Source organism: Mediterraneibacter sp. HA8405, from assembly GCF_056148955.1.
On sequence record NZ_CM148758.1, the window covers coordinates 1,930,729 to 1,950,045 of the forward strand.

The following is a 19,317-nucleotide window of genomic DNA, read 5'->3' on the forward strand; positions in this document are numbered from 1 at the left end:
GTGCTAGCACTGGGATGCGTGCTTATTTTGGAATTTGTTGAATCAAAACGAGAGGAGCAGGCAAGATGAATGAAAAATACATAAAGTTCTTTCTAATGGGAGTTGAACTGATCGTGTCATTATATGAAATTTGCAGAACTGCAAAGAAACGCAGACGATAAAAAAAGAAAGGTGGCTTGCCCGGATAGAGGCAAGCCTTTTCACAAAAATATTTTTTTATTTTGTCTCTGTAATTCTATATTTTTTTAGACATCTCCGGATATCTTTTATAACTTCTTCTCTGCTAAGTGATACAGGGGGATTATTCTTTCCCGGATTTTTTTTATCATCACTATCTGGTGACGTGTAAAAAAAGCAGATAATCATGTCGCCAAGCAGAACACAGTGAAAAGATTTCCGGTAGTTGCTGTAATAGTCGTTAAGGTAATCGACGATCAGAGAACCGTAGGCAAGATTTTTAAGTTGATAGCAAAGAAAATTGTTGAAATCTTTGCGGATTAAATACGTATTAAGTGATGCAGGGCGATTTGCTATAAAATCAAATTGCTGTGATCCTGGAGATATCTCTTGTAAATTCATATCTTCGGCGTAACGATAGAAAGTCTGTAGGGATATTGGAAATTCCAAGATTCCATCCGTTTCAAGTTCGTGCAAATTATTATATATTTGTCGTAGGCTTCGTAGTTTCGTTTTGTATTTTTTGTGTTCCCTGATATAGTTTCGTATGATGCTTTTGCAGTCTCTTTCTGTTTTGCTTCTTTCTCCCATTATTTTCTACTCTATAATTTGTTAAATTTCTTATTTGTTTCTCTTATATTATAGCGGCAAAATATTGAAAAATCAATGTTTCTATATTTTTAGTTTCTCATAATTTAATGAGAAATTACTTTATAAACTATCACTATCTATGGATGAACTGGCTTAAAATTCGAGATAAAGAAAAGTTGATAAAAAATGAGAAAAGTGAGAGTATAAGCGTGTCGACAATAAGAGCTCTTAAACATGATAAGAAAATGCATCCCGAGGATCTGCGGGATGAAAAATTATCGCATTCCTAAGGATTGATCGGGATGCAAAGCACCTTGACAACAAAATATAGAAAAAAATAAAGAAGAAAGCAGGGCTATATCATGAAAACCAAGTACAATGGTGACGCAAAAAGTTCTTATATTCCGTCTGATATTGTATTGCGTGATAGGGAATATGCAACATTTGAAGACGATCTGATTATCTATTGCTGTAACTGCATTGATTATTCTTTCGAGATTTCAAAAAAAGAAGTTTATGCAGTTCTGATGTGGGTTTATGAAGGCGTAAACGGCTTTTCGTTTTCCACGTATCATCCACTGAACGCAGATTTTTTGGAGTTACTGGAAAAAGTACGAGCAATAAATCGGTGCGACGGGAAAGCGAATCTTCTAACCTTGTTCAACTATGAATATTCCATATGGTTCAAACCAGAAAATATGGGGTATGTTGTACATAAGGTTGAACCACAGGATTGGTCATACAACATAAATATTCCCGCATTTTATGAGCCTGATTTATTAAAAAAATGGCTCTGTGAATGCGCAATTAAATATTGCAGAACCAGAGATGAACATCGTATTGCTGAGACCGAGCTAGAAAAGAGATTCTAAAATATTATGCCTATGATGATACCTTTAGATATTGTTATATCGGCTTACGGCTTCAGGTAGAAAAAAGCAGACGGGTATTGAGAGTATCTCATGCGTCTTACAGAAGCAGAAAAACAGAAGAACGAACGGTAAGAACGGCAGGGGTAAAATCCCCTGTGGAAAGGAATAATTATGGTAAAAAGAAATAATGAAAAGTTAAAAAAAGAGTTAATAAAAACATTCTCAACTATCAATTCTGAGAATGAGTATATGGAAATCCGTATTCTGAACACGAGTTCAGGAACTCTCAGTGGATATTTTAAATCACCAGAAGATATTTATAATTCCATCCGCACGCTAGATGGCAAGTATAATGTTTTTTTTACTCTGAACCAGTTGTCGCAGGAAATCGTAGCCCGTAGTCAGGATCATTTCACAAAATACGCCAAGAATACTACGACAGATTCTGAAATAAGTAAGAGGAAATGGATTTTACTCGATTTCGATCCCGTGCGTCCGGCGGGGATTTCTTCCTCGGAAGAAGAGCTAAAGGCGGCGAAAGAGTGTGCCATAAAAGTGAGAAAATATTTGACTCAACAGGGATTCCAAGAACCAATATTCGCCCTCAGCGGTAACGGGTATCATTTGTTATATTCCTGCGATATAGAAAACGGCGAGCAGGAGCGAGAAACGATAAAAAAATTTTTGGAACTCATGGATCAGAAGTTTTCGAACGAAAAAGTAAAAGTGGATCGTGCCAATTTTAATGCTGCACGTATCTGCAAATTGTATGGCACGCTCTCTTGCAAAGGGGATAATACCGAAGAGCGTCCTCACCGGCGATCCCGTATTATAAAAGCGCCAGAGACTATTGAGCAGATACAGTTTGAGCAACTGCAGGAGCTTATAGAAAAAATAGCTCCTGACAGCAAGCAAAAGCAAGGTTCAGTTCAGGGTAAAAAACCCATGTGGAAACATATTCCAGTGAAAGAATATCTTGAGGAGCATGGTCTTGAAATCGCAAGAGAAAAGGAGTATCAGGGAGGAATCTGTTATGTGCTGAAAAGATGTCCGTTCAATCCCGATCATACCGATACTGGAGCATATGTGATTGAATATCCTAATGGTAAAATTTGCGCAGGTTGTCACCATGACTCCTGCTCGGATAAGGGGTGGAAAGACTTAATTAAATTGTATCCTGATTCAAGAATGATGCCACCAAAGCATAAGAAAGCAGAAACCGAAGAGGAAAATGCAGTGAATACACTTTTGAGGGATATTGAGGAAGAACAGCACACCTTTTATCGTGACCGAGCAGAGACTCCTTATGTTTGTGTGACTCAAGAGGGTATCATACAGTATATGCAGGTCTATGGAGCTGATTATAAAAGATATATTCGCTATATGTACTATGACAGATATCAAAGGGCTGTTCCTAAGGAAGCGCTACAACAGGTTCAGGATACGCTAGCAGTGAAGGCTCAGATAGAGGGGAAAGAAATTACTCCGGCATATCGTTGCGCTTACCATGATGGGAAGATATACTATTACCTTGCTGATAGGGAGCAGACGGTAATCTGTATAGATGAAAACGGATATAGAGTGATTGCAGAGTCTCCGGTACCGTTCATCAAGAAGCAAAATATGTCAGAGCAAGTCTTGCCAAAAAGGGCAAAAAATACTCTAAAAAAGATGGGAATGAAATACTGGCAGTTTGCAACTCCAGACGACAGAATCCTGCACTGGATACTCCTCATATCACGCTTTATTGCAGAAGGATCACAGCCATTGATTTATTATTTCGGTGATCGTGGATCAGCGAAATCAACAAGTATGAGACTGGACAAAATGATTGTAGATCCGTCAGAGATAGATATCAAAGCGTTACCAAAAAGCATTTCAGATGCAGTTGCGGCTGTATCAAATCAATACATGGTGAGCTTCGACAACGTTAGCCGCATAAGTGACGAATTATCAGATATTTTCTGCATCGTTGCAACGCATGGGTATTATTCCAAAAAGATGTTATACTCGAATAACCAAGAATTTGCAATAAAGCTGAATGCACGAGTCAGCTTTTCAGGCATTACGAATCTGAGTACCAAACCGGATCTTATTGACAGAATCGTATGCCTGAAACTGAACCGTATTGACAGCAGTAATCGGCGCACAGAAGAAGAAATCATGAAGGAATTTCAAACGGATTTGCCGTATATTCTTGATAAAATATTCCGCATATTATCCAAAGCGATACCGATTTATAACGACCTCAAATTAGAGCGGCTTCCCAGAATGGCTGACTTTGCAAAGTGGGGGTATGCGATTGCCGAAGCTCTTGGATACGGTGGAGAAAGATTTTTAAGGATATATGAGAACAATCAGGCAGATTTATTAGAAAATCTGGTGTCAGAAGATTCTTTAATCACTGTGCTGATTGAAGCTATGAAAAAGCACAATTATTTTAAAGGTACAGTGACAGAACTTCTCGTTTCACTTACAAATATGGCAGAAAAAATGGAGATCGATACCAGAGTAGGATGGGCAAGAGACGCTTCTTCCCTGAGTAGAAAGCTGTATGAGAATCAGTCTGTATTAAGTATGTTCGGTATCAGTGTTAACAGAGGTAAATCCAACGGAGAACGCTATATCGAATTGATTATGGAAGATGACGACAGCCATCCGGAGGAGTAGCTCTTGGCTGAGCAGTCGGAGCAGTTATTGAATTTAATGAGCGAGATTATCCTGCAATATATCAACGTACATAGAGACGAAGTGAGCAGTGAGCATATTGCAGAGGGAGAAGAAGAAAAGTGAGAAATTCCCGTCACCCGTGTCCCTGCCGTCACTTACGCAGGGGCGAGAGGGACGGCGGTGACGGCATTTTTTTTAAATATAATACTGATAGAATAAATCAAATGAAGTGAATTTGATCCGTATATTATAAATTTGAAAGGAGGATGATAGTTCATGAATGATAACAACATGGATAAAAAAGTAATAAGAGTAGCAATTTATTGCAGGGTTTCGACAACAGAACAGGCAGAAGAAGGCTATAGCATTGGTGAGCAGGAGCGGCTTCTAATCGAATATTGCGACAAGCATGGATATGAAGTATATAAAACTTACGCTGATAAAGGTATCAGCGGTAAGGATATAAAGCACCGTCCGGCTATGCAGAGTATGCTTGAAGACGCTACTCAGAAGAAATTTGATATGGTTATCTCGTGGAAGATAAACCGTATCAGCAGGAAACTTGCAGACGCCATAAAAATCGTTGATCTGCTTGAAACGTATGGAATTACGTATCTTTCGTATTCAGAGCCTTTTGAGACAAACACACCTGCAGGAAAGATGCAGTTCCAGATGATGGCTCTGATCGGAGAGTTTGAACGGAGCACGATAGCACAAAACGTAAAAATGGGGATGTGTGCAAAGGCTCGTTCGGGAGAATGGTGCGGTGGGATTGCGCCACTGGGATATAAATGGGTTCAGATGGAAGGAACAGAAAATTCCTCAAGGAAAAAGTCAAAACTTGAGATAGACGAAAAAGAAGCAGAAACCGTCCGCCTGATCTATGAACTCTATGCTTCCGGTAAGGGGTATAAAGCAATCGTTAATAAGATCAATAAGGATGGCTATAAGACGAAAAAAGGAAATGAATTTTCCGTAGCGCAATTAAGAACCATTCTTACCAATCCGGTTTATATTGGGAAGGTGAGATTTAACGTAAGACGGGACTGGAATGAGAAGCGCAGACACAATCTGAATCCAGATCCTATTATTGCTGATGGTGTCCATGATCCTATTATCAGTTTGGAACTTTGGGATAGAGTACAGACAATGATAAACCAGAAATCTGGAAAGCCCTCTAGGATATATGACGGTGAATATCCGTTAACCGGAATCTTGCGCTGTCCTGAGTGCGGTGCAGGTATGGTGATATCCAGAACGACAAATAAGCTGAAAGATGGTACAAAGAAAAGAATTACTTATTATGCCTGCGGTGCTTGGAAGAATAAAGGTACGGCAGTATGCCACAGTAATATGATACGGGTTGAGAAAGCAAATACTGTTGTATTCCGTGAACTGGAGAAACTTTTTAGCAATGAACGTTTTTTAAGGGCAGTATTGAGGAAAGTCAATGAAGCCAGTCAGAGGGAACTCAAGTCTGCGGATAAGAATTTGAAATACTATGAGAAAGAGTTAAAACAGCTTGAAAGCAGGAAGTCAACTCTTTTTAAAGGTTTTGAAGACGGGATCATATCAAGTGAAGAGTTTATAATGCGTAAAAGTGCTTTGGCTGAGGAAGAGGAGCAGTTAAGGACGAGGTCAGCAGAGCAGACGAATATACTTGCACAGGAGCATAGAAATGAGATCCCGTATGAAGTGATTAAAAATATTTTACAGAACTTTGGCAAAGTAATTATGGACGAGCATATTGAAAGAAGCTTGAAGAAACAGCTTCTCCATATGCTGATTTCAGAGATCACGATCGACCGAAGGAGAGAGATCGAGAGCATACACATAAAACTGACTGATGCATTGATACAGCTATTACAAGATACTGAGGGAACATCCATTGAGGGTGTTCCCTCTAACTATATGCTTTCGCAAATTGGTATTCCGGCTCTTGACTTGAAACTTGCAATATAACAAAGATGGAGGTTTTATAATGGATTATAATGAGTTTAAAAATAAGCTGCTCCAACACGTAAAGAGTAGATTGGAAAATGCTGAAATAAGGAATTACACAAAGAATAACAGCATTGAAAAGGAAGGTATTTATATTCGGGAAGATGGAAAGAACTGCAATCCACTGATACACCTTGACGATCTTTACGGACTCTATAAACTGACAGGCGATATAGAAGGCGTGGCGGAGTTTGTGCTTGAAATATCAGGAACAAGTAGAAATATTGACGTTCAGACAACGCTTGGCAGTTGGGAGAAAGTTCAATCCAGACTGACCATACGACTGATAAATTCAGCATGGAATCAGAAGTTCCTGCAGGGCGTACCTCATAGGGATTTAATGGATTTATCACTTGTCGTATATATGGATTTCGTTAAAAATGCAGAGGGCGTAGTTAGCATGGCTGTTACATCAGGTCTTCTTGAGATATGGGAGATAGATGAAGAAACACTTTTTCAAACTGCACTGAACAATCTGCAAAAAGAGAAATTTATCATCCGTGATATGGAAGAGGTTATACAAGAACTGAGAGGTGAGCAGAGAAAACCGACACCTTATGACGGGTTAAATTATGTAATGACAAATACAGAGAGACAGTTCGGTGCAAGAGGGATGCTCCGGACAGACTTGATTACCCAGTTCGCTGAAACGGTCAATGCAGATTTATATATACTTCCGAACTCGATCAATGATATCATCCTGACTCCGGCAATTAAAGAATTGACGGATGAAGATTTAAACGATATGATGACAGTAATAAAGGTATTCAATAAGCCCGATCAGGATAGTCTTTCAGACAATATATATTATTTTAGTCGTGAAAGTGGGGCAATCAGTATATATACACCGGAAACGGCGGTTTTATAAGGGAAATTGGAAAAAAACCGCATTTGGATACGTTATGGAGAGCCTTATCATAAATAAAGGCGGTTTAGGAGGAACTGTTTAGTTCCTCCTTATTTCATACCATAATGTTATCAGAACCTGATTTATTCTTTCTTTCGTGTTAAGAAAACTCCAATGATTGCAATAATAAAGATGATCGGTGCTGCTCTGACAAACAACCATTCAAATGAGTGAAATACCACTCCAAGAACAGAGGTTTCAGGGTTACTATAATTCCAGTCCAGATAAGGACTATTTAATATTACTAAGGCTGCAAAAACCATTATTATGATGGCGGATAATGAAATAAGCAGCCAATGGATAATTTTTCTTCCCGTGTTTTTTCTCTGCGCCAGTTGCCAATTTATCACGTCCAGTTTTTCAGAAATGGCTTTTATGCTATCAACCTCCGTTTCAATAACAGTTTCTCCAAGTAACGTGCTCACAGGTGTTTCGAGCGCTTCCGATATGGAGATTAACATATCAGAATCGGGGACCGACAATCCTTGCTCCCATTTAGAAATTGTTTGCCGTACAACGTTCAGCCTGGCAGAAAGCTCCTGCTGCGAAAGGCCTTTTGATTTTCTGATTGCTTTAATATTTTCATTGAGCATTAGGCATATTCTCCTTTCTTTCCTTCGATACCATTATTGTAGTCGGAATTGCCCGTTGCTACAAGCAATGCGTCTTAACATATAAAGAAAACTGTTGATCACTGGCAATTTCCTGACGAATTATCATAATTTTATTCATTCTTTTTCTGATGGCAGCGGGTAAATGATATTCTGCTGTCTTTTCATATAGGTCTGCAAATATAATGACAGAGAAATAAACAAATGGTATAATGAAGAAAAGTCAGGCCGGCAGATTGTAATTCGGAGGTGTTGTTGTGAAGCGAGAGTTAGGGATTGCCCGCTGCGGACTTGCCTGTTGCCTGTGTTCTGAAAACACGATGTGTGACGGCTGTGATTCGGGGCAATGTCCGGACAAAGACTGGTGCGAAAACAGAAAATGTTCTATTTCCAGGAAAATCGGACATTGTTATGAGTGCACCGGAAAATGCAGAAAAGGATTACTAGGTAAAATAAAACCGTATGCATTTACTGAGTTTGCCAGAAGATATGGCGAGGATTATCTTTTAGACTGCCTTGAAAGGAACGAGAAGAAAGGGATTATTTATCACCGGGATGGTATAAATGGTGATTATGATGATTTTGATGAAGTGGAGCCGCTGATAGAATATATAAGAACAGGATATAAACAGGATAACGGAGGTACATAGCCATGAGGGATATGATTGTGTATTGCGGACTGAAATGCACTGAAAACACCGGGGAAAATGTATAGAACTTGATTTGCTTTTGCAGATCGGAACAGGAGACTTATATGATAACAATATTTAACCGTAAAGAGCTGATTGTGACAACGGAAATGAACCGTCAGGCACAGGTACGGGATATTCTTTCTCAGAATGGTATTGATTATACCATAAAAACCACAAATCTCCAGGCAGCGCCAATAGTTGGCAACAGCAGAGGGAGAGTTGGCAGTTTTGGAATTAATCAGAACTATTCCTACGAATATAAAATTTATGTTCATAAAAAGGATCTTGAAAAAGCAGCATATTTAATCCGATAAGGGTGATGCTTATTTTCAGCACCGGAGTCTGTTTTGTGAAAAATCTGTTTTTAACTATGATGGTGCTCCGGCATACAGTGTGCGCATCCGTTTCTTTCGATTCCCAGTACGGATGCAAACAGTACGGCTTCTGCATAAGTATCACAGGCAAAGATTTGATCGGTATCTATTTTGTCAATACAGCACAGTGGTGATTCGCAGTCAAGATTGTGAATTTCCCCTGTGCTTTTATTTAATATGAACTGCTTCCCGTTAAATGGATGATCAGTGCGACGCATATGCATATCTCCTTTTGCTTGTTCTCGAAGCGGCAGTATAAGGAACTGCCGCCGTTTTCACATATTTTTTATTATACAGCGGCATTGGTGCACGGTCAATAAGAGACTTGCCTGCTATAAAATCCGATATATTTATCGCTGCGAAAGCGCCGGAAGTGATATATAATCAGGGAAAACAGTTCCATAAATAAAATTCAATAAAATATTAAGAATTTTATATAGAACTTTAAATATTTATTCCGTATTATTCTGTTTTATAAAGATGTAAAAAAGAAACGGAAAGTATATTTTATGTGGCACCTTTGTGCTAATATGGGGAAAGGGATAATGAGATTAGTCAATATTATTGAACTGGTAAAACAATATCTGCTCCAGGGGGCAATTCTGGCCGTGATTGCGGGAGGAATTGCGGGAGCAGGCTATTTTATCGTATATAAAAAGATGATGAAAGGGGAAAGGTGGATCCGGCCGCTGAATGTGCTGTGGGCAGGCGTTTTTTTCTGCTATCTTGCAGTAATGCTTTCAGCTACACTTCTGGACCGCGTTTCCGGCTGGTCCGATGCCGGGATGACGCCTCTGTTTTATTCGTATCGGGAAGCATGGTACAGTTTTTCCGGAGCAGAATGGAGAAATATCGTTCTGAATATCCTTCTCTTTGTACCGTTTGGATTCCTGCTGCCGCTGGGAATACGATTTTTCCGGCGCTTCTGGGTGACCTATCTGACAGGGCTGGCAGTGACTGTACTGATCGAATCGACTCAGCTTATTTTAGCGCGGGGTGTTGCGGAGGCAGATGATATTCTGAATAATTTCCTGGGAACAATGATCGGTTATGGAATCTATGTTCTGTTTCGGGAGATTACAGCGGCAGCAAAGAGAAAACGATTCAGTGTTCTGAAAATGGCAGCTGCCCAGATCCCCCTTGCCGCTATCGTCCTGGCGTTTGTCGGAATTTTTATTATGTATGACCGGCAGGAACTTGGCAATCTGGAAATCGGCCTCAGCAGCCGGATTGACATGTCGGATGTTCAGGTGACAACAACGGAGAACTACAGCAGTCAGCCGGGAACAGCAGCAGTCTATAAAATTCCTGTATATACGGAAGAAGAGACAAGAAAGATTGCCGATAATTTTTTCGCTTCACTGGGGCAGACACTGGATGAGTCCAGGACAGATCTGTATGATGAAACGGCTGTCTATTATAGTACAGAGCAGAATTCTCTGTGGATTGACTACGCAGGCGGGACAATGAGTTATACGGATTATGCCGTTGTATTTGGGGACGATCCGGAAGCAGAGACTTATCCGGAACCTGTTTCCGGGGAAGATGAGGCAACTGTCAGAAGTGCGTTGTCCACATATGGAATTCAGGTGCCGGAGGGAGCGGTGTTTCAGGAGCAGTCAGATGAATCGTCCGATTTGCCTGGCTATGAGTTTTCGGTTTCCCAGCAAAGAGATGGAGACCGGTTCTATGACGGATCGCTGTACTGCACGCTTTATGACGGAGGAAAGCTGGGAGATATCAGCAATCATATTCTCTCATGTGAGAAGTATAAAGATTATCCGATTCTGTCTGAAGATGAAGCGTGGAAACAGATACAAAGCGGAAATTTCCGTTATTCCGGTCAGGCCGGCGATGAAATAAAAGAACTCGAACTCGGGGCTGTTAGTATGAAATATGTAATAGATTCCAAGAAATATTATCAGCCGGTATATTCATTTGAAGCTTCTGTAAACGGGCAGGACGGATATGAAATAGTGGTTCCGGCTCTTAAGAGCGCGTCAGGAGGAAAATAAATGGGATGCTGGTCGAAGGAGATAAAGGCAGTCTTACTTTCCAGGGGACGAGATATCTGTCCTTTCTGCGGGACGGACAGGAATACAGGTAATTTGATACAGAAGAAAAGGACAGAGCGTTCATTACATGCTATAATAGAAGAAAAGATCCGGAGGAATTTATGGAAAACATAGTTTTTATTATAGTAATGGAAGGATGCGCTGTCCTGTTTCTGTATTTAGGATTCTTATTATGGAAAAAGCAGCAAATACAACAAGGGTATCTTTTAAAGCAGGGGTGAGCAGATTATGAAACTATTATTACGGATACTGTATAACAATAAAATGGCATGGATTGTGTTTGCTGTTACATTAATTATTTCCTGTGTATTTTTTTATTTGCTGCCGGACCAGATACCAATTCATTTTGACAATGGTATTGTCGATTCCTATGCTCCTAAAATCTGGTTATTTCTTTTTCCTCTTATGCAGCTTATTTTTTTGCTGTTTTTCAGTTTAAAAGGAGTGCGGCAGAGTTTTACCGTTATACCGAAATATGGAAACAGCATTATTACATATTACATTGTTGTTCTTGCATTTGTCATTTTATTTCTGCTATCGGAAATTACAATAATCAGAGCGTCTTGATTAATGCAGTAAAATTTTCATTACTTTAGCAGCAAGAAAAGATGAATACTATTTGAAAGTACCGTTTACCCGTGAAAGCTGGAATGGAAGAATAAAAGCGTGCCGTGGAATCGGTGCGTCTCTTACAGATAATGAAATATTAATGTGGGAACGGGAACACAGAGATCTTCTTGAAAATATATCGCCTGCTGAATTTGATGTGCTGCATTACGCGGCTATTGCTGAATTAAAAAAGATCTGAATTAAAAATGATACGATCTATAGATATTGTGTAAAATGAGGAGGACATTATGAAAATAGGAATTTTAGGCTGTGGAGTTATGGCGGAGACATTCGCCGATACATTAAGACAGATGGGAGAGGTAGAATGCTGTGCGGCGGCTTCGCGTACTCTGAAACGCGCGGAAGAATTTGCCGGGAAATATGGATTTAAGAAGGCTTACGGAAGCTACGAAGAGCTGTGTGCGGATCCGGAAGTGGAGCTGATCTATATCGCAACGCCGCACTCCAGCCATTTCGATAACATGAAGCTGTGTATCCGGCATAAAAAGCCGGTTCTGTGCGAAAAGTCATTTACAGTGAACGCGCGGGAGGCAGAACAGATCAGGGAATATGCGGAGCAGGAGCAGGTCTTTGTTGCTGAGGCAATCTGGACAAGATATATGCCGTCGAGAAATATGATTCAGGAAATTATCGACAGCGGAATCATTGGCGATATCTCTGTACTGACAGCCAATCTTTCTTATCCTATCTCTCACAAAGAGAGGATTATGCGGCCGGAACTGGCCGGGGGAGCGCTTCTGGATATTGGCGTGTACGGCGTTAATTTTGCCATGATGCATTTCGGGACGGATATTGAAAGGATTGAGTCATCTGTCCGAATGACAGACACCGGGGTGGATGCTATGGAATCCATCACTATCTTTTTCCGAGGCGGACGCATGGCAGTGCTGACCCATGATATCTACAGCAGATCGGACCGAAAAGGCATTTTCTATGGCGAAAAGGGCTACATTATTGTGGAAAACATCAATAATCCACAGAGTATTTCCGTTTATGATACAGAAGACAGACTTGTCCGTCGGATGGATGTGCCAATACAGATCAGCGGATATGAGTATGAGGTACTGGAATGTATAGATGCTGTCCGTTCCGGGGAGAAAGAGAGCACCTCCATGCCTCTTTCTGATACAATTAAGGTCATGGAGATTATGGATCAGCTGCGCGGACAGTGGGGGCTTGTCTATCCCCGGGAAAGAGAAACACAGAAATAATTTTAGTCTGTGTGCCGTCCGGCTTCAGTGGGGGATTCGCTTCACGTGATACCGGGGAAGAATGAAAACAGAGAGAATAATAAGCGATTCTGACAGGACGCAACTGGCAGGACAGATGAATGTGTCAAGGCAGTCTGTTTCTAAATGGGAAGGAGCGCAGTCCATCCCGGATCTGGAAAAAATGATTCGGCTGTCAAAATTATTCGGGGTTACCACAGATTATTTATTAAAAATTGTAATCGTCGGGATCGGCGTTGTTTTTCTGATAAGAGCCGGAATCATCTGGGCAAGTTTTGAAAAATTATTGCAGGAAGGAGACTATACAAGGGCGAAGAAGAAGCAGACGCTGAAATCTTTGATTGCGCTTGTATACTGGCTGGTTGCGACAGCCATTTACCTGGCCTGCACCCTCCCGTCAGAAAGCTGGAAAGAAGGATGGATTGTCTGGGTGATAGCAGGGGTTTTGTTTCCGGCCGTTATTGCTATTGCAAATACTGTAGAAAATAAAAATGGAAAATAGAAAACATGAGGAGTATGTGAAAATGGATTTTTTCAGAACAGAGAAATATGACAAAGATTTTTTAAAACCGAATATGATGGGCCCGAATTCAATGATGATTCTGGAAGAGCTTCTGGAGAAAGTACCCTTAAAACCAGGAATGAGAGTTCTGGATCTGGGGTGCGGAAACGGATTGACTTCTGTTTTCCTTGCAAAAGAATATGGAGTGCAGGTTTTCGCGTTGGATCTGTGGATTTCTGCTACTGACAATTACAGGAGATTCAGGGAGGCAGGAGTTGAACAGGCGGTCATACCGATTCATGCGGATGCGCTGGACATGCCGTTTGCAGATGAATTTTTCGACGCTGTGATCAGTGTGGATGCTTATCATTATGTAGGAAACAATGACACATTTTTCCCGGAGAAAATACGTCCTTTATTAAAACAGAACGGAATTGCGGCAATTGCTTTCCCGGGCATGAAATATGAGGTGAAGGAAAATATTCCGGATGAAATGAGGCCGTACTGGCCGGAAGAGGCATTGGAAATGTGGCACTCTATCAACTGGTGGAGACCGAAATTTGAAAATGAGCTGAATCATCTTAACATGTGGGAAATGGGATGCTTTGAGCAGGCATGGAATGACTGGCTGAATACCGATAACCCTTATGCAGTAGGTGACAGGGAAATGATTCGCACAGATAATGGGAGATATATGAACATTATCGGAATAACAGGTACTTTACTGCATGCCCCGTCAGCCGGGCATAAGGAATAAAATTAAAGAAACATTAAGAAATTTATTGTGTATTTTCAAGAATTACTGTGTATTTTTTATACAGATACAAAGACAAAACGGCTTATTATGATAGTTCAGGGTTATATGGAGAAAGGAAGAAAGAAGTGAACAGAAAAAAGACCATATGGATTCTTATAGTGGTTCTCATTCTGGATGTGATTGGAATCGTATTTTTCTTTCAGATGCACAGGAGAACTTATTCTTTGGATCTACCGCAGGCAGAAACCCTGGGAAATGTGGTAATCAGTACTGACACCACCAAGGAAGAAATTACAGACAGGGAGAAAATTAAGGATCTTATTTATGTGCTGGAGGGCAACGGAAGAACTACCAAAAGAGAGAGTATAAATGATTTTCCGGTTAACGCGGAAACTCCGATCAAGATTGAATTCTGTTTTGCCCGGGGCGGCAGCTCCGTTCTGTATGCATATGCACAGGAGAATCGATATTATATAGAACAGCCATATAATGGGATTTATCAGATCAGCGGAGATGAGTATAATTCTGTAGCGAAATATGTTCTGTGACCGTGGAATATCTGCTACTATAAATAATAAGAAAAACAGTTTTGAGATCCTGATATTTGTATCGAAGATATTTAGAAGCTTTGGGGAGGAAAGAATATGGAATGGCTGCCGATTACTGTAATTGCAGTACTTATCGCAATCTCAGCATTATATTATATTGTTAAAAAAGCGGTAAAAGATGCACTAAAAGAATATTTCAGAGAGAAAGATAAAGAACAGTAATTCCACTGATATTCTGCGGACAAGGGGTGTTATTTTCAGCTGGGAAAAGATATTCTTCCATTGTAGATAAATAATATGAAATGGAGGTTAAGCTGATGAATCAATATAATACCGGAAAATTTATAGCGAAAAAACGGAAAGAAAAGAATTTAACGCAGGAGCAGCTGGCGGAAAAAATCGGAGTGTCCAATAAAACAATTTCAAAATGGGAGACCGGTAAATGTATGCCGGACTATGGAGTTGTTCAGAATCTGTGTAAAGAACTGGAGATTACAGTTGCTGAACTGATGGATGGAGAAGAATCAGAAAAAAGAAGCGTGCGTCTATACGATGATGAGCAGATTATGGATTTGCTGAAGCGAACGCAGGAATTAGAAAAGCAAAAAAATCAGTTATATGGAATTTTACTGATCGTGATGGGAATTGCCCTGCAGGCACTTTCGCATACAATGGGCGGTTCTGATATGCAGGAATTATTTTCCGGAATCCTTCTGGGATTATCCGTGGGTGAAATGCTGGTTGGGGTTTATATTCTCGGAAGAAGTATGATCGGCAGATAAATACCGGGCCGGAAAATTCCGGAGGACGCTTTTATGTGGCTTGTTCATTTATGGTTGAGGAGAATGAAGAAATGAAAAAAAGAAAGAACGTTTTTTTGGTCATCGTTATAATTATTCTTTTAGCCGGAATATTATTATATTTCAGACCACTTCAGTTATCCGTTCCGTCAAACAAATATATTACAGCTATATATGAGGAGCTTGGCGTAAGAGATGGAGAGCCCTATATTAACGATACACCTTACAATGAAATAGCAGAAGACGAAAAAGAACAGATCATAGATCTGCTGGAACAGTACTCATACAGAAGAACGCCGGGAACATTATTTTCAGACGGCTCTCTGACGGAAACCGGCGATCAAATACTGATTATGCATATATTTGATGAGAATAATGAATTGGATGATACAATAATTATAACAAGCGCAGACAGTATTTCTGTCAATGGGAAAAATTATTTCCTGAATAACTCACCTGTATGTATAGAAGAATTATTAAATATATTAAACAAATAGAAAAGAGAAGCAAGTCCCCTGCTTACTGCTCCGCGCGGTATAAAGCAGGGGACTTCCATAATCCGGTAAAAAGGCCGAACCCCTGCAAATTGAAGGGGTTCGGCGGAAGCAGGAATGATCAGTTTAAGGCTTGGATTCAGGCAATATTATCGATTCCGCTTCAATATACCTGTTATTATAAGGAACGCTCCGATAATAATACTGCATATCAGGCATATCAGATAAATATTGGCATTGATATGAAGGTCGGATGACCAGTCTGTAAAGCTGGCGGAAAGAATGGTCAGCTGTTTTTTGTGCTCGGAAAGAAGCAAGTACATATCATTGGAAAAGGCGGTCCATATTCCTGTTATTATTACAATAATGCCGCCTTTGATCCAGCGGTTTGCCGGAAGATATCTGGCAGTCAGAAATACAAGCCATACTCCGGTCATGAGAATGACACTGATAATATTGCCGTTTCTTAAGCCATCCACATCTCCGGACTGACTGCAGATGACAAAGATTGTGAGAAAAAGCCATGCAGTATCCCAGATCATGGCCATCAGGGCTTTTTTGTCAGAAAGTACAGGCGGTAAAGAGAGCCCTCTGATTACGAAAGGAAACAGCGGTACGGAAATTCCGAAAACAGTCGGAACAGCAAGGAAGATAAACTGACCGCCGCCGTTCATTCTGTCTACAAAAAATATAATCAGCAATAATGCGATTACTCCGGCCAGAATGCTTTTCGTCAGTCTGCTTTGTTTTGCCATGAGCGGGACGACAGTCAGGGCAGCAACCAGTAGCATGGAAGCCGCCACCACTGAGAAAACGCCCAGGCCTCCGCCTGCAGCCATGGAAACCAGTAGTGTTATTACAATGGGAATCAGCAGCAGAACGCTGATAATCAATCCGGCTTTGTAGGCGGCGGTTCTTTCTTTTCTGGCATGTCTTTCCAGAACGTCATGGGTTTCCTTTTCCATGATCCGGTCAACGGAATCATTTTTCAGTTCTTCATAAAAGTTTTTACATATTTCACAGTTCTCCAGATGCTGATGTACAAATTTTTTACTGGAAGGGCTGCAAACGTCGTCATAATATAATGGAAGCAGATCCTGAACGATCTCGCATTCCTGAGATTTCTTTTTATTCATTTTTCTCCATCCTTTCCTGAATTTTTAGTCGTGCCCGGTGATAAGTGACTCTTGCCCAGTTTTCGGTTTTCCCGAATATAAATCCGATCTGCGAAAAGGGAAGTTCACCGAATACCCGCAGCTGGAACACTTCTTTGTAGGGCTCCTGCAGTTTATGCAGAATCAGATGAATCTGAAGAGCAGTTTCTTTATCTTCAACAGCCTCGGTCAGATCTTTTCTGTGATCTTCGGCAGATGTTTCATCTAATTCTGTAACCTTCTGATTTTTTCTGCACTCATCTGCTGCCAGTCGTTTCGCGATGCCGCATAGCCAGGTCAGCTCACTGGATCTTTGTTCAAAAGACTTTTTTGCTGTCATAGCTTTGTAAAACGTATTCTGTGTAATTTCCTCCGCAAGAGACTGATTTTTTATAATAGTCATTACATAAGAATACACATGCAGATAGTATGAATGATATAATTTTTCGTAATCCAGAACTGCTCACCTCCTCCTGTACACCGGTTAGACGGAGAATTATGGGTTTCGTTACAAAGAATTTTATAAATTTCATAAAAAATTTGTTCGTCGGAACCTGTTTAGTATATCAGAAAACCAATTGTGCAGGCAACTTCATGTTTATGCCGGCAATTCTTTTCAGGAATCACGCAATTGTTGCGATTTTTTTACATAAGAAATCAAGAAATTAATAATATTACAGTTGTATTAAAGATTGAAAACATCGCTTGTGTTTCCGGGCTTCTGACATTATACTGGTAATGTCGAGATTTGTAGAATTTCGTTGAGTATACATTTTCTGTAATTCAGAGGGGAGTTTACGTCATGGTTTTTTCAAGCCTTATTTTTTTGTTTCTGTTTCTTGTCTTAAATTTGACAATCTATCTGTTTGTAAAAGATAAATATAAAAATATAGTACTGCTTGTGTTTTCGCTGATTTTTTATGCCTGGGGCGGGCCGAAATATCTGCTCCTCTTAGTCGGCGAAACATTTGCAAGCTGGTTTTTTGCTCTAAGAATCGAAAAAACTGAAAATGACCGGGGCAGAAAATTATATATGGCCGGGGAATGCGTTGTCCTGCTCGGACTGCTCGGATACTTTAAATATGCAGTGTTTTTTCTGGAAAACTTTCAGATGCTGTTCGGCGTACCGGAAGTGATTCCCAATATCGTTCTTCCTATCGGCATTTCCTTTTATACATTTCAGCTTCTCTCATATGTGGTTGATGTATATCGGGGAGAGATACACGCCCAGCCGGCGTTCTGGAAGCTGCTTCTGTATTCCAGTCTGTTTCACCAGTGCATTGCAGGACCTATTGTCCGCTATGAAACGGTCGCAAATGAGATTGATAACCGGAAAGTCTCGCAGACAGATATCTATGTCGGGGTGCGGAGATTCTGTATCGGCCTTGCCAAGAAGGCAATTCTGGCAAATTCCTGCGCTGAAATCGCGGATTCTCTGATTCTGCCGGGAAGCGATGCTCTCGCGGCGCAGTCCACTCTTGGACTGTGGCTGGGAATGTTTGCCTATATGCTGCAGATTTATCTTGATTTTTCAGCTTATTCAGATATGGCGATCGGCATGGGAAGGATGGTCGGTTTCCGTTATCTGGAGAATTTCAATTATCCGTACATCGCGAAATCCGTGAAAGATTTCTGGCGGAGGTGGCATATCTCTCTCAGTACATTTTTCAGAGACTATGTCTATATACCGCTGGGAGGAAGCCGCTGTTCCACGCTGAAATATATCCGTAATATGACGGTTGTATGGTTCCTGACGGGAATGTGGCACGGCGCCAGCTGGAATTATATTTTCTGGGGACTTTATTATCTTGTATTCCTGCTGCTGGAACGCTTTGTGATCAAGGACAGAATCCCCGGACCGCTTAAGTATATATATACTTTATTTGTAGTTTTCTTCGGCTGGGTTATCTTCAAATTTGAAAGTCTGGGAGAACTCGGGTCTGTACTGGGAGGCTTATTCGGGATTGGCACAAATGGATTTACGGGAATGGATGTGAGCACTTTATTTCTCAGCAATATTTTCCTTCTTATTTTTGCGGTTGTCGCATGTACGCCGCTTGGGAAACTGATACGGCAGAACCTGCTTCGGTTCGGAAGCCGCAATTCGGCGGTATTTACAGTTTTTAATATTACAGAGCTGATTGTACCGCCGCTGCTGCTGATATTATCCGTTCTGGCGCTGATCGGAAACAGCTATAATCCTTTCTTATATTTTCAGTTCTAGGGAGTGTAT

21 protein-coding genes and 1 pseudogene are annotated in these 19,317 nt (G+C 40.6%); 17 read left to right on the forward strand and 5 right to left on the reverse strand.

What is annotated here, in order from left to right:
• Positions 1-216: 216 nt before the first annotated feature.
• On the reverse strand, positions 217-654 hold the full coding sequence (locus AC0QUU_RS09030) for a hypothetical protein (RefSeq protein ID WP_474542239.1): 438 nt from the start codon (positions 652-654) through the stop codon (positions 217-219).
• A gap of 476 nt (positions 655-1,130) precedes the next feature.
• Between AC0QUU_RS09030 and AC0QUU_RS09035 the strand changes: the two genes are divergently transcribed.
• The 4 genes from AC0QUU_RS09035 to AC0QUU_RS09050 all read left to right on the forward strand — a co-directional run bounded on the left by AC0QUU_RS09035 (position 1,131) and on the right by AC0QUU_RS09050 (position 7,179).
• Entirely contained in the window at positions 1,131-1,640 is a 510-nt protein-coding gene (locus AC0QUU_RS09035; RefSeq protein WP_474542240.1) for a hypothetical protein, read from the forward strand.
• A 171-nt stretch (positions 1,641-1,811) separates the two neighbouring features.
• The gene (locus AC0QUU_RS09040; protein WP_474542241.1) at positions 1,812-4,310 is read left to right on the forward strand and encodes a hypothetical protein; all 2,499 of its coding nucleotides are present in this window, start codon (positions 1,812-1,814) and stop codon (positions 4,308-4,310) included.
• A gap of 276 nt (positions 4,311-4,586) precedes the next feature.
• Complete coding sequence (locus AC0QUU_RS09045) at positions 4,587-6,272, forward strand: recombinase family protein (protein WP_474542243.1); 1,686 nt, start codon at positions 4,587-4,589, stop codon at positions 6,270-6,272.
• Between the two features lie 19 nt (positions 6,273-6,291).
• Positions 6,292-7,179 carry a DUF5688 family protein gene (locus AC0QUU_RS09050; protein WP_474542244.1) on the forward strand — a complete coding sequence of 296 codons (888 nt, stop codon included), beginning with the start codon at positions 6,292-6,294 and terminating at the stop codon, positions 7,177-7,179.
• A gap of 122 nt (positions 7,180-7,301) precedes the next feature.
• Here AC0QUU_RS09050 and AC0QUU_RS09055 read toward each other — a convergent pair whose 3' ends face one another.
• Positions 7,302-7,811 (reverse strand): helix-turn-helix domain-containing protein, encoded by a 510-nt coding sequence (locus AC0QUU_RS09055; protein WP_474542245.1) that lies wholly within the window; start codon positions 7,809-7,811, stop codon positions 7,302-7,304.
• 275 nt (positions 7,812-8,086) lie between these two features.
• Between AC0QUU_RS09055 and AC0QUU_RS09060 the strand changes: the two genes are divergently transcribed.
• The gene (locus tag AC0QUU_RS09060) at positions 8,087-8,479 is read left to right on the forward strand and encodes a DUF3795 domain-containing protein (RefSeq protein WP_474542246.1); all 393 of its coding nucleotides are present in this window, start codon (positions 8,087-8,089) and stop codon (positions 8,477-8,479) included.
• A gap of 104 nt (positions 8,480-8,583) precedes the next feature.
• A complete protein-coding gene (locus tag AC0QUU_RS09065; RefSeq protein WP_474542247.1) occupies positions 8,584-8,835 on the forward strand; it encodes a hypothetical protein in 252 nt (83 codons plus the stop codon).
• 50 nt (positions 8,836-8,885) lie between these two features.
• Here AC0QUU_RS09065 and AC0QUU_RS09070 read toward each other — a convergent pair whose 3' ends face one another.
• Positions 8,886-9,113 (reverse strand): hypothetical protein, encoded by a 228-nt coding sequence (locus tag AC0QUU_RS09070; protein ID WP_474542248.1) that lies wholly within the window; start codon positions 9,111-9,113, stop codon positions 8,886-8,888.
• 327 nt (positions 9,114-9,440) lie between these two features.
• Here AC0QUU_RS09070 and AC0QUU_RS09075 point away from each other — a divergent pair, with 327 nt between their 5' ends.
• The 10 genes and pseudogenes from AC0QUU_RS09075 (at position 9,441) to AC0QUU_RS09120 (ending at position 15,933) form a co-directional block, all read left to right on the forward strand.
• Complete coding sequence (locus AC0QUU_RS09075; protein WP_474542249.1) at positions 9,441-10,910, forward strand: VanZ family protein; 1,470 nt, start codon at positions 9,441-9,443, stop codon at positions 10,908-10,910.
• 324 nt (positions 10,911-11,234) lie between these two features.
• Complete coding sequence (locus AC0QUU_RS09080) at positions 11,235-11,537, forward strand: DUF1648 domain-containing protein (RefSeq protein WP_474545551.1); 303 nt, start codon at positions 11,235-11,237, stop codon at positions 11,535-11,537.
• 52 nt (positions 11,538-11,589) lie between these two features.
• Positions 11,590-11,778, forward strand: a pseudogene (locus tag AC0QUU_RS09085) (class I SAM-dependent methyltransferase); the annotation flags it as partial.
• Between the two features lie 49 nt (positions 11,779-11,827).
• Positions 11,828-12,811, forward strand: a complete 984-nt coding sequence (locus AC0QUU_RS09090; RefSeq protein WP_474542250.1) for a Gfo/Idh/MocA family protein — start codon at positions 11,828-11,830, stop codon at positions 12,809-12,811.
• A gap of 61 nt (positions 12,812-12,872) precedes the next feature.
• On the forward strand, positions 12,873-13,331 hold the full coding sequence (locus AC0QUU_RS09095; RefSeq protein ID WP_474542251.1) for a helix-turn-helix domain-containing protein: 459 nt from the start codon (positions 12,873-12,875) through the stop codon (positions 13,329-13,331).
• Between the two features lie 22 nt (positions 13,332-13,353).
• A complete protein-coding gene (locus tag AC0QUU_RS09100) occupies positions 13,354-14,088 on the forward strand; it encodes an SAM-dependent methyltransferase (RefSeq protein WP_474542252.1) in 735 nt (244 codons plus the stop codon).
• Between the two features lie 125 nt (positions 14,089-14,213).
• Positions 14,214-14,636: a DUF5301 domain-containing protein gene (locus AC0QUU_RS09105; RefSeq protein WP_474542253.1), complete on the forward strand. Its 423-nt coding sequence runs from the start codon at positions 14,214-14,216 to the stop codon at positions 14,634-14,636.
• A 96-nt stretch (positions 14,637-14,732) separates the two neighbouring features.
• On the forward strand, positions 14,733-14,858 hold the full coding sequence (locus AC0QUU_RS09110; protein WP_474542254.1) for a DUF6019 family protein: 126 nt from the start codon (positions 14,733-14,735) through the stop codon (positions 14,856-14,858).
• 95 nt (positions 14,859-14,953) lie between these two features.
• Positions 14,954-15,418 (forward strand): helix-turn-helix domain-containing protein, encoded by a 465-nt coding sequence (locus AC0QUU_RS09115; protein WP_474542255.1) that lies wholly within the window; start codon positions 14,954-14,956, stop codon positions 15,416-15,418.
• A 50-nt stretch (positions 15,419-15,468) separates the two neighbouring features.
• Positions 15,469-15,933, forward strand: a complete 465-nt coding sequence (locus AC0QUU_RS09120) for a hypothetical protein (protein ID WP_474542256.1) — start codon at positions 15,469-15,471, stop codon at positions 15,931-15,933.
• 146 nt (positions 15,934-16,079) lie between these two features.
• On the opposite strand, the gene AC0QUU_RS09125 is transcribed toward AC0QUU_RS09120, so the two are convergent.
• On the reverse strand, positions 16,080-17,066 hold the full coding sequence (locus AC0QUU_RS09125; RefSeq protein WP_474542257.1) for a zf-HC2 domain-containing protein: 987 nt from the start codon (positions 17,064-17,066) through the stop codon (positions 16,080-16,082).
• Entirely contained in the window at positions 17,059-17,541 is a 483-nt protein-coding gene (locus AC0QUU_RS09130) for an RNA polymerase sigma factor (protein WP_474545552.1), read from the reverse strand. The genes AC0QUU_RS09125 and AC0QUU_RS09130 overlap by 8 nt, the downstream gene beginning before the upstream one ends.
• Before the next feature lie 345 nt (positions 17,542-17,886).
• Here AC0QUU_RS09130 and AC0QUU_RS09135 point away from each other — a divergent pair, with 345 nt between their 5' ends.
• Entirely contained in the window at positions 17,887-19,308 is a 1,422-nt protein-coding gene (locus AC0QUU_RS09135; RefSeq protein ID WP_474542258.1) for an MBOAT family O-acyltransferase, read from the forward strand.
• The last annotated feature ends 9 nt before the right edge of the window (positions 19,309-19,317 follow it).

Excerpts from the sequence above, each read along its gene's own strand:
- AC0QUU_RS09050 (WP_474542244.1), top strand. The coding sequence starts at position 6,292 with ATGGATTATAATGAGTTTAAAAATAAGCTGCTCCAACACGTAAAGAGT.
- AC0QUU_RS09095 (WP_474542251.1), top strand. The coding sequence starts at position 12,873 with ATGAAAACAGAGAGAATAATAAGCGATTCTGACAGGACGCAACTGGCA.
- AC0QUU_RS09090 (WP_474542250.1), top strand. The coding sequence starts at position 11,828 with ATGAAAATAGGAATTTTAGGCTGTGGAGTTATGGCGGAGACATTCGCC.
- AC0QUU_RS09110 (WP_474542254.1), top strand. The coding sequence starts at position 14,733 with ATGGAATGGCTGCCGATTACTGTAATTGCAGTACTTATCGCAATCTCA.
- AC0QUU_RS09120 (WP_474542256.1), top strand. The coding sequence starts at position 15,469 with ATGGTTGAGGAGAATGAAGAAATGAAAAAAAGAAAGAACGTTTTTTTG.
- AC0QUU_RS09115 (WP_474542255.1), top strand. The coding sequence starts at position 14,954 with ATGAATCAATATAATACCGGAAAATTTATAGCGAAAAAACGGAAAGAA.
- AC0QUU_RS09045 (WP_474542243.1), top strand. The coding sequence starts at position 4,587 with ATGAATGATAACAACATGGATAAAAAAGTAATAAGAGTAGCAATTTAT.
- AC0QUU_RS09040 (WP_474542241.1), top strand. The coding sequence starts at position 1,812 with ATGGTAAAAAGAAATAATGAAAAGTTAAAAAAAGAGTTAATAAAAACA.
- AC0QUU_RS09080 (WP_474545551.1), top strand. The coding sequence starts at position 11,235 with ATGGCATGGATTGTGTTTGCTGTTACATTAATTATTTCCTGTGTATTT.
- AC0QUU_RS09075 (WP_474542249.1), top strand. The coding sequence starts at position 9,441 with ATGAGATTAGTCAATATTATTGAACTGGTAAAACAATATCTGCTCCAG.
- AC0QUU_RS09065 (WP_474542247.1), top strand. The coding sequence starts at position 8,584 with ATGATAACAATATTTAACCGTAAAGAGCTGATTGTGACAACGGAAATG.
- AC0QUU_RS09035 (WP_474542240.1), top strand. The coding sequence starts at position 1,131 with ATGAAAACCAAGTACAATGGTGACGCAAAAAGTTCTTATATTCCGTCT.
- AC0QUU_RS09055 (WP_474542245.1), bottom strand. The coding sequence starts at position 7,811 with ATGCTCAATGAAAATATTAAAGCAATCAGAAAATCAAAAGGCCTTTCG.
- AC0QUU_RS09135 (WP_474542258.1), top strand. The coding sequence starts at position 17,887 with ATGGTTTTTTCAAGCCTTATTTTTTTGTTTCTGTTTCTTGTCTTAAAT.
- AC0QUU_RS09100 (WP_474542252.1), top strand. The coding sequence starts at position 13,354 with ATGGATTTTTTCAGAACAGAGAAATATGACAAAGATTTTTTAAAACCG.
- AC0QUU_RS09125 (WP_474542257.1), bottom strand. The coding sequence starts at position 17,066 with ATGAATAAAAAGAAATCTCAGGAATGCGAGATCGTTCAGGATCTGCTT.
- AC0QUU_RS09070 (WP_474542248.1), bottom strand. The coding sequence starts at position 9,113 with ATGCGTCGCACTGATCATCCATTTAACGGGAAGCAGTTCATATTAAAT.